The following is a 14070-nucleotide window of genomic DNA, read 5'->3' on the forward strand; positions in this document are numbered from 1 at the left end:
GGACCACAGGACCACAGGACCACAGGACCACAGGACCACAGGACCACAGGACCACAGGACCACAGGATCAAAAAAGGCGAGCTTCTAGCATCTAGAAACTCGCCCCTCGATACTTATATTCTAGTTATTTCTTAACTGGAATATTCTTCAGGATCGCAACCATTTGTTCCCAGAACAGGCCAACAGTTTCGATGTTTACCTTCTCATCAGGAGAGTGAGGGAACTTGATGGTCGGGCCAAAAGAAATCATATCCATTTCCGGATAAGGTTCTTTGAACAGGCCACATTCCAGCCCCGCGTGAATAACCATGATACTCGGTGTTCTACCGTAAATATCATTATAGGTTTCGCGGAACAGCTGCATCACTTCTGAGTCAGCGTCGGGTTTCCAGCCTGGATATGTACCAGAGAACTCACACTGTGCACCGGCAAGTTCAGTGACAGCTTTTAGCATACCTTCAACATTACTGCGACCTGAGTCCATTAGTGAGCGGATCAGACACAGAATCGTGATCTTATCAGCTTCGGTGGTGATCACACCCACGTTCAGAGATGTTTCAACGACGCCTTCAATATCATCACTCATACGGATAACACCGTTAGGGCAAGCATTCAGAACAGCAAGCAGGCGTTTCTGATCGGCCGTCGTGATAATGTTTTCAGGTTGTTCAGCTGTTTCTGTAAACAGAGTAATGTCTGTTTCGATACGGCTCAGCTCAGCAACAAGGATCTCCTGGTAGTGAGCAAACAGTGCGTTCAGCTTATCAACATTTTCAGCGGGCAGGGCAACGATAGTATTTGCTTCACGAGGAATCGCGTTACGTAGGCTACCACCGCTTAGTGCTGCAATACGCAGACCTAATTCTTCAGCGTGTGAGAAAAGGAAACGGCCAAGCAGTTTGTTAGCGTTAGCACGACCAGTGTGGATGTCACAACCAGAGTGACCACCTTTAAGGCCTTTAACAACCAGCTTCACCGCTTGGTAGCCCGCAGGGATCGCTTCACGTCGGGTATCAAGCGTGATAGCGCCATCAACACCGCCGGCACAGCCCATATACACTTCACCTTCTTGCTCAGAATCAGTGTTTAATAGGATGTCGCCGTCTAACCAGCCTTCTTTCAGGCCGAATGCGCCCGTCATGCCAGCTTCTTCATCAATCGTTAGCAAGACTTCCAGCGGGCCGTGTTCAATGTCTTTTGCCGCCAGTACTGCAAGACAAGCTGCCATGCCCATACCGTTGTCGGCACCAAGAGTGGTGCCTTTGGCGGTTACCCATTCGCCGTCGATGAACGGTTGAATTGGATCAATTTCGAAGTCGTGGGCGGTATCTTCGTTTTTCTGTGGCACCATATCGATATGTGCTTGCAGAACAACGCCTTTGCGGTCTTCCATCCCCGGTGTTGCTGGCTTTTTAATAAATACGTTGCCAACATCATCGCGTCGCAAAGCTAAACCTTCACTTTCAGCAAATTTGATGATGTGCTGAGCAAGTTGTTCTTCATGCTTTGACGGGTGAGGAATGGAACAGATTTGATCGAAGAATTGCCACACGGGTTGTGGTGACAGTTGACTGATTTCAGACACAGCAGTCTCCCTTTATACAATCTTGGGCTAGGGCTATTAATCAGGATTATCAATGCCTGATTTGCCAAAATGATAGCATAATTATCTATCGGAATTGGCTCAGCATATCATTGTGAAAAGGGTGGCGACAGTTAAATCTTAAAATGTGAAATATGAGTATTAAGGCTGTGACCACTCTCAAACAATAACTTACAGGCAGCTTTAACGTGCTTAGCTTTGTTGTACACATATGAGAGTGCTAAGTGCCGTCAGTTGAGTCAGGTTATGTTTGTGAGGTGTAAATAAATAAGGGGCGGGACGTTAAATTTTAGTCGTGACAAACAAGAATTCACTGCGATTTATGTAATTAAATTACACTAAAAGAGTGACCACCATCACCTTTACTTTAAAAGTGTGACGTAGTTAAAAAAAAGATTGTAATTTAATTACGTGTTGGGTATAGTTTACTCACTCCTCAGGTGAGGAAGAGAAAACACACTGAACTGCTCAGGATGAGCCCGATATATCGCCTCCACGGAACCGAGATTAAGTGAGACCAAAGATGGTCTTAATAATGACTTATGATTAAGGTGATAAAAATGAAAGTATTTGATTCTATTGCATGCTATTGGAATAACAGCTCTGTTTACACTGGTAACTTCACTTACCCGAGCTATTTCGGCTATTAATTTTTGTGAAGTAGTGCTTGCTGACACTGCTTTGCCGAACAGTATTGTTCACCCCCATATTTAAGAATATTTAAATAACCGGATCTGGTTATTTGCCACATTCTGCCGCCACCTCTACTTGAGGTGGCGTTTTTTTTATCTGTACTTCGTATACCCAAACCACCTCAAGATGCAAGATTCAGAACTTCCTCAGGGATTCAATTCGAACGAAATGTGTGTAGGAATGACGATCCCTTTCAAGCACATTTAGAGAAGTATATTCGATTTGCTATGTATTCGATTACATATGCCTGTGATGACTAAATTTAACAATTATGTCACTCATATTAACGTTTGCGGCAAGGGGAAAATTTCTTAATGATGAAAAAACACACACAATAAATATCTGGTAAACATCTGATTTAAAATGAGTATATTTATAGGGTGTAAGTTTGTGGTTGGGTTTTTGTTCGTTTGGCCCGTTGTTTTATTGATGATTGAGTTATTTGCTGGAAATTGCTTGCTGAGCAGCATATAATCCCACCCCAAAAATAGAGCGACGCAAACGTTTTCTATTTTAAATCCTTATTTTTGAACTGCGCGTATTATCTCCAAGGAATTGAGAGCAATGCTTGAGAAACTATTCAAACTGAAAGAGCACGAAACGGATGTTCGTACTGAAATATTAGCCGGTACGACGACTTTCCTGACGATGGCTTATATCATTTTTGTTAACCCGACAATGCTGGCAAGCACGGGTATGGATCAGGGGGCTGTGTTTGTTGCAACCTGTCTGGCTGCGATGGTCGGCTGTTTCATTATGGGCTTTGTCGCAAATTACCCAGTCGCCCAAGCTCCGGGTATGGGGCTGAATGCGTTCTTTACTTATGGTGTAGTGTTCGGGATGGGGCATACATGGCAAGTTGCTTTGGCCGCGGTGTTCTTATCTGGTCTTTGTTTCATTCTTTTAAGCGTTCTGAAAGTACGGGAGTGGATCATCAATGCGATTCCAATGGCCTTACGTACGGGTATCTCGGCAGGTATTGGTTTGTTCTTAGCTTTCATTGCGCTGCAAAGCTCAGGCATTGTCGTTGGTCACCCTGCAACTCTGGTACATGTTGGAGATCTGACAAGCTTCCCTGCTATGATGGCTGCATTGGGCTTTTTCCTGACGATTGGATTAGTTCATCGCGGCTATAAAGCAGCGGTACTGATTGCGATACTTGCAGTGACGGTACTTGGTATCCTGTTTGGGGATATCACTTACGGTGGTGTTATGTCGATGCCACCAAGCCTGGCACCAACATTTATGCAGATGGATTTCAGCGGTGCACTTGAAGTTGGCCTGATTTCAGTGGTGTTTGCTTTCTTATTTGTTGACCTGTTTGATACCGCCGGGACACTGGTGGGTGTTGCAACAAAAGCAGATCTGATGGATAAAGATGGTAAGCTACCGCGCTTGAACCGTGCGCTGCTTGCAGATAGTACGGCGACGTCAGTGGGTGCGATACTAGGTACCTCAAACACGACATCATTTGTTGAAAGTGTAGCCGGTGTTGCCGTCGGTGGTCGTACTGGCTTGACGGCTGTCACTGTAGGCGTACTGTTCTTTTTGGCATTGTTCTTTGCTCCGCTGGCAGGTATGGTTCCAGCCTATGCCACAGCCGGTGCATTGTTCTACGTTGCCATTCTGATGATGTCAGGTCTGGTGAGCATAGATTGGCGTGATTTAACGGAAGCTGCTCCAGTTGTTGTTGTTTGTCTGCTAATGCCATTAACATACTCTATTGCTGAGGGTATCGGCCTTGGCTTTATCACTTATGCTGCCGTTAAGGTAATGAGTGGCAAGGGAAGAGATGTTAATATCAGCGTATGGGTTATTTCAGCCCTGTTTCTTGCTAAAATTATTTTCTTATAACAGTTTATAAATACTATCGGCGATCGATTTCGCTAATACAGAGGTTCATCGGATATGAGTAATAAGTTCGTTATCACATGGGATAACATGCAAATGTACACGCGTCAGTTAGCAGAAAAATTGCTACCGGCTGATCAGTGGAAAGGTATTATTGCAGTTAGCCGTGGTGGTTTGGTTCCTTCAGCGATCCTTGCCCGTGAGCTTAACATTCGTCACGTTGATACAGTGTGTATTTCAAGCTATGACCACGATCACCAACGTGAAATGAAAGTGGTGAAGAAAGCCGAGGGAGATGGTGAAGGTTTCTTAGTGGTTGACGATCTTGTCGATACTGGCGGTACAGCTGAAATGATCCGTGCTATGTACCCTAAAGCGAAATTTGTCACGGTCTGTGCGAAACCGGAAGGTAAACATCTGGTTGATGATTACGTTGTGGATATTGCCCAGGATACTTGGATTGAGCAGCCATGGGACATGGCCGTGACTTACGTCGATCCAGTTTCAAAGCAGTAATATCACGTTCGACCTTGTCGATAAGTTATTTTAAAAAGAGGCGTCTGAGATGACGCCTCTTTTTTTTGTATAAAGAAAGCACTGATTAGTTAATACCTTGGGTATACTATAGGCAGTATGGTATTCCTGACGTTAGCCGCCAGTATTCTTCTTAGGCAGTGGCTTGGCTTTTCTAGACCAATGTTTTGTCGATCTGTTTTGTATAGAGCCAGTTATTGCCGATCTGATTATCATTGGCCTTATACCAATCGGGATCATTGCCCCGATTGGTATTAATCACCCATTGGTTCGGTTAATCGTGCAGGAAATAAGATTTTGATCACTGGAGCCAACTGTGTCTGACCCTTCAAAAACGAATTTATCTGAAAAGCTTTTTGCTCCTCGCCAAACCTCAAAAGAAACGTCGAGCCTGGTAAAGTTAGCCCATATTAGTTCTGCTGCTGTTCATAACGATATTGATGGCGATAGTGAAAATGGCTGGTACCGAGTTTTGCGTCGTCCTCAGTGGGCATGGCAAGGTATCGATCCCATTGAGATGGAAGCTATTTTTGCCAGAATGGCCAACTCTGATGCTGCCAGAACCAATGATGAGTTACTTGATACCGTGATTGGTTATAAACCGGGTAACTGGATTTATGAGTGGGCGCAATCGGGAGCGAGTTACCTCAAAGAAGCGCGCGCATTAGCCAATGCCGGTAAAACAGATCAAGCGGCCCATACTTTATTGAGTGCCAGCATGTACTACAGTATTGCCGCTTATCCGCACCTAAAAGGGGATGGGTTGGCAGCACAGGCGGAAGTGCAGGCCAGTCAAACTTACCGGGAAGCGATGGCATTAATGCCACATCAAATGAAAACCATTGATGTTAAATATGAAGGTAAAATATTCCAGGCGTATATTCACTTGCCTCGCACCGACAAGTTGTTGCCAACCGTGATTGTCAGTGGTGGTTTAGATTCTTTGCAATCGGATCTGTGGCGATTATACCGGGATTATTTAGGTCCGGCTGGTTTTGCTATGGTCACCCTGGATATGCCCTCGGTCGGTCACAGTTCCCATTGGGCATTAACCGAAGATACCAGTCGGTTGCATCAGGCTTTACTTCAGCAGATCCGCGATGTGCCTTGGGTTGATCACCATAAAGTGGCAATGCTGGGCTTACGTTTTGGTGGCAATGCCGCAATTCGTCTGGGCTTTATGGAGCCTAAAAGGCTGAAAACCTGTATCAGTTTAGGCGGAGCGATTCATGGGATCTTATCACAGCCGAAAATGCTGGATGCGATGCCACGGATGACCTTGGATGTGATTGCATCGAGAATGGGGAAAAACGGTGTGTCAAAAGCTAGCCTGACCTCACACTTACCAGCCTGGTCACTGAAACAACAAGGGTTGCTTGGTCGGCGAAAAGTGGATATTCCGATGCTGGGGATCAGCCTCAATAACGATCCGGTTTGCGCTGAAATGGATAATCAACTGATTGCGATGTCGAGCCGGGGCGGAAAAGCGATAATCTTACCGGACACACCGTTACACGATGGTTATCACCGCGCTATGACAACGGTTGTTGACTGGCTGAAGGAGAAGCTCGCTTGAGGTGGGCGAACTCTGCATCTTGAGGTAGCTTGGGTATACTTGTGTGGTCTGATGATGTAAATAAAATGTTGCTATACAAAGGGCTTTGTGGCTTAAATAGTATTATTGCCGAGTTGTGAATATGCCTTTTAGTCTGCGACTGAGCAGTTATATGTGTGATAACAGCTTTTTTGCCTGATGGCTGTTTTTTCTCTAATGACTGTTGTTCGGTATAACTATGGATGGGGATACGCTATGACTACTAACACTGTTTTTCCGCCTCATGGCCGTTTAATGACTAAATTAACCGCCTTGGGGCCTTATCTACGCCAACAGCATTCAAAAGAAGGAGAGTTTTTCTTCGATTGTCTGGCCAGTTGTATCAGCGCGAAAAAATCACCGGAAGAGCGTGAATTCTGGGGGTGGTGGCTGGTGCTGACGACGACCGACTCCGGATTTGAATATCGCTATTACTTTGGTCGCTATGACAGTGAAGGTAACTGGAATCAGGATAAGGTGCCAGCCAAACATGCCGAAGCGGTCGCCAAGACTATTGATGATTTCTACACTAAGCTGACAAATTTTTTACAGGAAGAGTGTGGTCTGGAAGTCACCGCAGCGGTGGATCTGAAAGAAGCTACGTTAGGTTCAATGGCATAATTGCAAGATTGGGGTCTGTCTTTTCTCTGCCAGGCCTATTTTTATGAATTCTTCCTTCTAATGCAGCATTTTTCTTGTGATCTGCCTATGGGATTGATACAACAATTAGACAAAAATTTATCCACTCTATTTGTTTAATTCCAATGGTAGATACTAATCACTTGAATGCTACAGAGCAGAACCTCGCGGGCGAACACTCTCAAGTTGAGAAACAGGCCCAATCCGTAAAGCAAAGCCATGCAGTAAAGCAGACGATTGTCGTTAAACTCGGCACCAGTGTGCTAACGGGCGGGACGCTGAAACTTGATCGCGCCCACATGGTTGAGTTAGTTCGTCAATGTGCCTATTTGCGCCGTCAGGGGCATAAAATCATTATTGTGACCTCTGGTGCGATTGCTGCAGGCCGAGAACATTTGGCTTACCCCGAATTGCCCAAAACGATGGCCAGTAAGCAGTTGCTTGCTGCGGTTGGTCAGAGCCGCTTAATCCAGGAATGGGAGAGCTTGTTTGGTATCTATAACCTGCATGTTGGCCAAATGCTGCTAACCCGTGCAGATTTAGATGATCGTGAGCGTTACCTTAACGCCCGCGATATGATCAATGCCCTGTTAGACAACGGGATCATCCCGGTCGTCAATGAAAATGATGCGGTTGCCACAACCGAAATTAAAGTCGGTGATAACGATAATTTATCGGCCTTGGTCGGTATTTTGGGCGGCGCAGATAAATTGCTGTTGTTGACCGATCAACCTGGTTTGTTTACCGCGGATCCCCGGCATAATCCAGAGGCAGAATTAATTCGTGAAGTACATACGATTGACGAAACGTTACGTAAATTAGCCGGTGGTAGTGTTGGTGGTTTAGGTACTGGCGGTATGGCAACGAAACTGCAGGCTGCTGATGTGGCACGTCGTGCCGGTATTGAAGTGATTATCGCCGCTGGCAGTCGTCCCGATGTTATTTCAGATATCGCTAATGGCCATTCTGTGGGAACACGTTTCCTGCCTCTTGAATCTCCATTGGAAAGTCGTAAACGCTGGATTTTAGCGGGTCCTCCACCATCGGGGGATATTGTTATTGATCCTGGTGCTGCAATCGCTGTGCAACAGCGTGGTAGTAGCTTACTGTCTAAAGGTATCACCCAAGTGAAAGGGCTTTTTGAACGTGGTGAAGTCGCCCGTATTTTTGATACCCGCGGCGTTTTGCTCGCTCGAGGTATCTGTCGCTATTCAAGTCAGGATATGGCTAAGATTGCCGGAAAACACAGCCAGGAGATCCACTCGGTTTTAGGCTATGAGTATGGCCCAGTTGCCATTCATCGTGATGATCTTGTTGTGATCTAAACCTAAGCCGTTGCTCCATTCTGGTTAATAGAGGAAGTATTGTGAATCTTGAACATATGGGTAAAGCTGCGCAGCAAGCGGCTTTCGAATTGGCTACTGCAGCCACAGCACAAAAGAATCAGGCGTTAGCGATTATTGCTGATGAGCTGGAAGCGAATAAAGATGTGATTCTGGCAGCCAATGCAAAAGACATTGAAGCGGCGCGCGAGGCCGGAATGACTGATGCACTCATTGATCGCCTGTTATTAAATGAAACAAGACTGAGCGGGATTGCAAGCGATGTACGCAATGTGATCGACCTAAGTGATCCGGTTGGCGCTGAACTCGATAGCCGTGTACTGGAAAACGGGATGCGTCTGAGTCGCCGTCGTGTGCCATTGGGTGTGGTGGGTGTTATCTATGAAGCACGTCCGAATGTAACTATCGATATTGCAGCACTGTGCCTGAAAACCGGTAATGCCAGCATTTTGCGTGGTGGCCGCGAAACCTTCCATTCGAATATGGAATTGGTCAAAGTGATCCAGCTGGCGCTGGAGAAGGCGGGCTTACCGGCGGCATCGGTACAATATATTGAAAAACCGGATCGTGAACTCGTGTCCCAGTTGCTCAAACTGGATCAGTACGTCGATATGATCATCCCACGGGGCGGGGCTGGTTTGCACAAGATGTGTAAGGAAAACAGTACCATTCCTGTCATTATTGGTGGCTTTGGCATTAGTCATGTTTATGTCGATCATTCGGCTGATCTCACCCGTTCACTGGACGTTGTCGAAAATGCCAAAGTACAACGCCCATCGGCTTGTAACGCATTAGATACGCTGCTGGTGAGTGAACAAGTAGCCGAAGCGTTCTTGCCTCGTTTGGCTGAGCGTTTAAATAGCAGTAACGTTGCTTTAGTCGCCGATGAAGCCGCCTATGAGTTACTTGAAGGTAAGGCGGCAGAACTGCGCCGTGTTGCGGACGGGGATTTCGACACTGAATGGTTAAGTTACACCCTTGGCGTGAAAGTGGTTCACGATGTGCAAGAAGCCATTGCTCATATGCGCAAGCACAATGCCAGCCATTCTGATGCGATTCTGACGAATAATATTCAGTCAGCAGAACAATTTGTTAACGCTGCCGGCTCTGCCGCGGTCTACGTGAATGCGTCTACGCGTTTCACTGACGGTGCGCAGTTTGGTTTAGGTGCTGAGGTTGCAGTATCAACCCAGAAGCTGCACGCTCGTGGCCCTATGGGGTTGGAAGAGTTGACCAGCTACAAGTGGGTAGGCCAAGCGGATTATTTAGTTCGCCCGTAGTTTGAAGGTGCGAGTATCTAGGTACTCGCATTTAATCACTCGGATCTTGTTCTTCCTTCTCAGCCTTTTCACGGTCGTGTTTCTCTTTGAGGTATTTGGCCTTGTCGCGGTAGCCAAACTTCATGTTGGCGGTATATTTTAAGGCCATAATGTTACTGACCACGACGCTGAGAACGATGGCTGAGATCACCCAAGGGTTTAGTAACCATTCCATTTAGACCTCACAGATATTCTTAATGAACCTAGTATAGAGGTTATCAAGGTTTGCCAGTATCTGCGACTTTCCTGCTATTTGGCTGCAATTAAGTGTGCGGTAAAGCAACTCAGGTGTCAGTTGTGCCAACAACTCCCGGCTCACGGGATGGTAGCTGATATGCCAAGGCTCGATGGCAACCCCGCCGCGATCTTCTGCATAGGGCAGATAAAAGCCATAGTCCGCCATATTGTCTTTAAGCCATTGATAAAAATCTGCCTGATGGCCCCCCGTTTTGTATTCCCATGGCTCTAATTGCAATTGGGTATCGGCGGGTAAACAGTTCCTTGCATAGACATCAACATCCGTGCCCCAGTGATGACGGCTGGCACCAGGCAATGCTGACCAACGCAAGATGGCAACAATTTTATCCAGTTCACTAAGCTGGCTGGTATCTAATGGCTGGCACTGGCTATCAAGCAATGGCCTGATGCCGTTGAACTTGTTGTTCCAGATTAATAACTGACGTTCAAAAGGGCGGAACGCACTGGCCAGCTGCAAATCAAATCCAGCCTGTTGCGCGGCTTGTTGTAGAGCTGCGAAAGCCGGTTGCATCTGATGATGCAACTGGAAATTTTGATGACTCACCAAGTGGCTGGTCTCTCTGCCGGTGAGTTGCCCGGCAGTAAGCTGCCGAGCAGAACGAGAGGTGATCATCTCAGTGCTTTTTCCAATACCTTCTGATACATATCAGTCAGCTTCTCAAGATCCGCGATTTTGACACACTCATTGACTTTATGGATGGTGGCGTTTACCGGGCCAAGCTCGACAACCTGCGCGCCAGTTCGGGCAATAAAGCGACCATCAGAGGTACCACCTGTGGTTAACAGTTCTGGCTTGGTATGATTCACTTCTTCAACGGCGGCGACGACGGCTTCGACCAATGTACCTTCATCGGTTAAGAACGGGTAACCGTTCAGTGTCCATTTTAGTTCATAGTTTAAACCGTGGGCATCGAGCATCGAATGGACACGGCGCTGAATGTCGATATCAGTCAGTTCGGTACTGAAGCGGAAATTAAACTGAACATGAAACTCTCCCGGAATGACGTTCGATGCACCTGTTCCTGCGGTAAGGTTGGCGATTTGGAAGCTGGTGGGGGGAAAGTAAGCATTACCATTATCCCAGGTCGTTCCCGCCAGCTCAGCCAATGCCGCAAGTGCCTCATGAACTGGATTTTCAGCTAAATGCGGGTAGGCGACATGACCTTGAATGCCTTTTATAGTCAAATCACCGGTGAGTGAACCCCGGCGGCCATTCTTGACGACATCGCCGACCGTATGAGTACTGGAAGGCTCACCGACAATACACATATCGATTTTTTCATTACGTGCTTCCAGGGTATCAATGACACGGGTCGTACCGTTGATAAATGGCCCTTCTTCATCAGAGGTGATCAGGAGTGCAACGGAGCCTGGATGATCGGGATTTTCTGCCAGAAAACGTTCAATAGCGACGATTATGCAGGCTAATGAGCCTTTCATATCGGCGGCCCCCCGGCCGTGCAGATAACCATCGATGATCGTCGGTTCGAACGGTGGGGTATGCCATTGTTCTAATGATCCGGCTGGAACCACATCGGTATGGCCGGCAAAAACAAACAGTGGCGCTTTCGTACCACGGCGAGCCCACAAGTTAGTGGTATCTTCAAATACCATGGTTTCAATCGTGAAGCCGAGTTTTTCAAGACGTGCAATCATCACGTCCTGACAGCCTGCATCTTCCGGTGTAACGGATTTGCGGCTGATAAGATCTTTCGCCAGTGCGATTACCGGGCTGTCTGACATCCTTGTATCCTTTATTACTGAGTAGAAAGTGACTTCTGAAAAATTTCTTGGTACTGGGCAGGCTTAAAGCCTAAATAGTAGCTATCGTTGTGAACAAGCAGTGGACGCTTGATCATTGCCGGGTATTCCAGCATTAGCGTAATAGCCGTTTCTTTATCGAGGTTCGCTTTTTGTTCGTCAGTCAGCTGGCGGTAAGTGGTACCGCGCTTGTTGACCATCGCTTCCCAGCCTAATTCAGACTCAAACTTCTCCAGCATGGCCAGATCTAAACCATCAACGCGGTAGTCGTGAAAGGTGTATTCCTGATTTTCTGCATCCAGCCACTTTTTCATTTTCTTGATGGTGTCGCAGTTTTTAATGCCGTAAACAATCGTTGTCATGTAATTCCTCTGAATCTAATGATAAGACAGTCGGTTATGAGCAAAATTCCGATGAGCGGGCTGCTGAAACGCTGTCTCTTTCTTTCTCTTTCTAGTTATTCTCCTAATACTGACTTATCCCAAGGTCAGACGCAAGAGTGTGATCTAGGTAACGTGGAAGCATTTAATGAGGCGGTTACTGAGCTTTTTATACCGATGCTGTATACGGCGACGAGGTATGGATTAACTACACAAATAGTAGGGCTTGAGTAGTTCGATTTGTTGTCAAAAGCTCGACATGGATTGGCTCGTGAGTAATATCCACGGCCTTACTTATGGAACAGACACCACATGAAAAAACTAGCTTATTCTTACTTGCGATTCTCTACCCTATGATAGGTGATAGGTGTAGACGCCAGATGGAAGCTGCAAGCAAGTACGCAGAGGAATACGGATTGTCTTTACAGGACGGCCAGATACACAAAGGTGCTTATTTTCTTGTAGAGAACCATGACAGATTAAGCAGGACTGAGCCTGAAGAGGTTTTGCATGCAAGAGGAAATAAAAAGAGAAAGTGAATGACTCTCCCTATTTGGATAGTGGTTGTCTAATCTGTTACCGCTTGGTCATCATGGCCTTAATTTCGGCCTCATACTGATCCAATGGGTATATGAAGTACTGTTCATCACATACTGATTGAATCATTCCACAGTCACGGTAAAACTGCTTTCTTCCTTCTCTTGCTTGCAAAAATAACGCGTACACAGCAACGTCACGGGAGGATATATAAGCAGCTTGAATCGCCTTACCTAACAGGAACTTACCCAGCCCTTGACCTTGGGCGGATTTATCCACAGCTATCTTGCTTAATAGGATACAAGGGACTGAACTGTAGTGGCACTTCCTGCGCTCACGGTTAGACAGATGACTTTTTACAAAGCTATTGCTCGATAACGTGAAATAGCCAATAACCTTGAGCGGTTCATCAGCGCCTTTATCTATAACGCATAAATGCGGAATCGAAATTCTGCGCTTCAGTTCCTTCTCCATTCTTTCGTGAAGGAAGGAGTTCAGCTCCTCGACCCCGCAATCAAAATTGTCCCAGCAATAATTACTTTCTGGATTGAAACGTTCAACCCTTACTTTTTCAGGTTTATCGTCCAAGTTTCCTCCATTGACATACCAATGATTTCACGCATTAGCGGAGTTGCTTCTGGTGGATTTTCCAAGGCGTTCATAACAGAGTCCCACTGTTCAGCATGAACACTTAATCGCTTATGCTCACTAATAACAGATTCCGCTTTAGATAATACCGCCTCATGTACAAATTTCGATACAGTGGTACCTGAAATTAATGCAGCTTCTTCTATTTTATTTTTTGCAACCTCGCTCGCTCTAAACTCAACACGCTCTTTTTTTAATGCACTCATTCTGTTATCTCCAACCCTTTTCCGTAGGTTTGTTTCTTCCGTGCTCACTCTATACCTAAAAATAAAGGTGTTGCCACCTTATAAATATGCTTCATAATTATTTTGTAATTACGGTGTTTTGCCGTACATGTGAAGTATCGTACCTATCCCCTTCTGTGTCAATAATTGTACGGTGAAATTACGGCAGTAATCCCATGTAAAAAATGGAAATTAGAAGCTGTCACTTAATCAAGAACCCAATTACACTCTAACCCTAGAATCAACCATGGCCGTCACTCGAGAGCCAAAATTATTTCAATTAATCCCTCTAAAGAAAATCAGGGAGTGCCACGGGCTTAACTTAAAAGCGTAACAAAAGATGTAGAGTATCCGGGTGATGATAAACAGATAGGAAACCATAATTAAGAATTACGGCGATCACTATGCACCAGAACGCTGGGATCATGAGTTTGTCCTCAGAATTATTCACTCTTTCTAGAAGTGTAGTGGGTGAAAGTGGTGAATCTCTTACATTCGAGATCACAAAAATGAGATCTGGGCCGCTTTCTATTCTGTATCGGCGACTAAACCGTCTCCCATCTTGATCAAACTCAACATTTCTTTTTTATTACCCTGAATAATGAAGCCTCTTTTATACCAATTTGAATAGTCATCTGTATGTTGTTATTCATCTCATTGTTATTTCCATCAATAGCAGTAAGTGG

Annotated in this window: 13 protein-coding genes; 6 read left to right on the plus strand and 7 right to left on the minus strand. The window is 45.8% G+C overall.

Features of this window, described 5'->3' with window-relative positions:
* Positions 1–124: 124 nt before the first annotated feature.
* Positions 125–1585: an aminoacyl-histidine dipeptidase gene (locus L4D76_RS10050; RefSeq protein WP_428440773.1), complete on the minus strand. Its 1461-nt coding sequence runs from the start codon at positions 1583–1585 to the stop codon at positions 125–127.
* 1275 nt (positions 1586–2860) lie between these two features.
* Here L4D76_RS10050 and L4D76_RS10055 point away from each other — a divergent pair.
* The 6 genes from L4D76_RS10055 (at position 2861) to L4D76_RS10080 (ending at position 9537) form a co-directional block, all read left to right on the plus strand.
* Positions 2861–4150: an NCS2 family permease gene (locus L4D76_RS10055; protein ID WP_428440774.1), complete on the plus strand. Its 1290-nt coding sequence runs from the start codon at positions 2861–2863 to the stop codon at positions 4148–4150.
* Between the two features lie 54 nt (positions 4151–4204).
* Positions 4205–4663, plus strand: a complete 459-nt coding sequence (gene gpt, locus L4D76_RS10060; protein WP_107281815.1) for a xanthine phosphoribosyltransferase — start codon at positions 4205–4207, stop codon at positions 4661–4663.
* Between the two features lie 334 nt (positions 4664–4997).
* Positions 4998–6257 carry an esterase FrsA gene (gene frsA / locus L4D76_RS10065; RefSeq protein WP_428440775.1) on the plus strand — a complete coding sequence of 420 codons (1260 nt, stop codon included), beginning with the start codon at positions 4998–5000 and terminating at the stop codon, positions 6255–6257.
* A 234-nt stretch (positions 6258–6491) separates the two neighbouring features.
* Complete coding sequence (gene crl, locus L4D76_RS10070) at positions 6492–6896, plus strand: sigma factor-binding protein Crl (RefSeq protein ID WP_428440776.1); 405 nt, start codon at positions 6492–6494, stop codon at positions 6894–6896.
* Between the two features lie 143 nt (positions 6897–7039).
* Positions 7040–8239, plus strand: coding sequence for a glutamate 5-kinase (proB, locus tag L4D76_RS10075; protein WP_428440777.1), 1200 nt, complete (start codon positions 7040–7042; stop codon positions 8237–8239).
* 41 nt (positions 8240–8280) lie between these two features.
* Positions 8281–9537, plus strand: a complete 1257-nt coding sequence (locus tag L4D76_RS10080; RefSeq protein ID WP_428440778.1) for a glutamate-5-semialdehyde dehydrogenase — start codon at positions 8281–8283, stop codon at positions 9535–9537.
* A 31-nt stretch (positions 9538–9568) separates the two neighbouring features.
* On the opposite strand, the gene L4D76_RS10085 is transcribed toward L4D76_RS10080, so the two are convergent.
* The 6 genes from L4D76_RS10085 to L4D76_RS10110 all read right to left on the minus strand — a co-directional run bounded on the left by L4D76_RS10085 (position 9569) and on the right by L4D76_RS10110 (position 13366).
* A complete protein-coding gene (locus tag L4D76_RS10085; protein ID WP_107281811.1) occupies positions 9569–9751 on the minus strand; it encodes a DUF2897 family protein in 183 nt (60 codons plus the stop codon).
* Positions 9752–10447, minus strand: coding sequence for a M15 family metallopeptidase (locus L4D76_RS10090; RefSeq protein WP_428440779.1), 696 nt, complete (start codon positions 10445–10447; stop codon positions 9752–9754).
* Positions 10444–11577, minus strand: a complete 1134-nt coding sequence (gene dapE / locus L4D76_RS10095) for a succinyl-diaminopimelate desuccinylase (protein WP_428440780.1) — start codon at positions 11575–11577, stop codon at positions 10444–10446. The genes L4D76_RS10090 and dapE overlap by 4 nt, the downstream gene beginning before the upstream one ends.
* Before the next feature lie 14 nt (positions 11578–11591).
* On the minus strand, positions 11592–11957 hold the full coding sequence (locus L4D76_RS10100) for an ArsC family reductase (RefSeq protein ID WP_428440781.1): 366 nt from the start codon (positions 11955–11957) through the stop codon (positions 11592–11594).
* Between the two features lie 594 nt (positions 11958–12551).
* Positions 12552–13100: a GNAT family N-acetyltransferase gene (locus tag L4D76_RS10105; RefSeq protein ID WP_428440782.1), complete on the minus strand. Its 549-nt coding sequence runs from the start codon at positions 13098–13100 to the stop codon at positions 12552–12554.
* A complete protein-coding gene (locus tag L4D76_RS10110) occupies positions 13076–13366 on the minus strand; it encodes a type II toxin-antitoxin system TacA family antitoxin (protein ID WP_428440783.1) in 291 nt (96 codons plus the stop codon). Before L4D76_RS10110 ends, L4D76_RS10105 begins: the two co-directional genes overlap by 25 nt.
* Positions 13367–14070: the final 704 nt, after the last annotated feature.

The sequence above is a fragment of the Photobacterium sagamiensis genome, assembly GCF_050337085.1.
GTDB classification, from domain to species: Bacteria; Pseudomonadota; Gammaproteobacteria; order Enterobacterales; family Vibrionaceae; genus Photobacterium; species Photobacterium sagamiensis.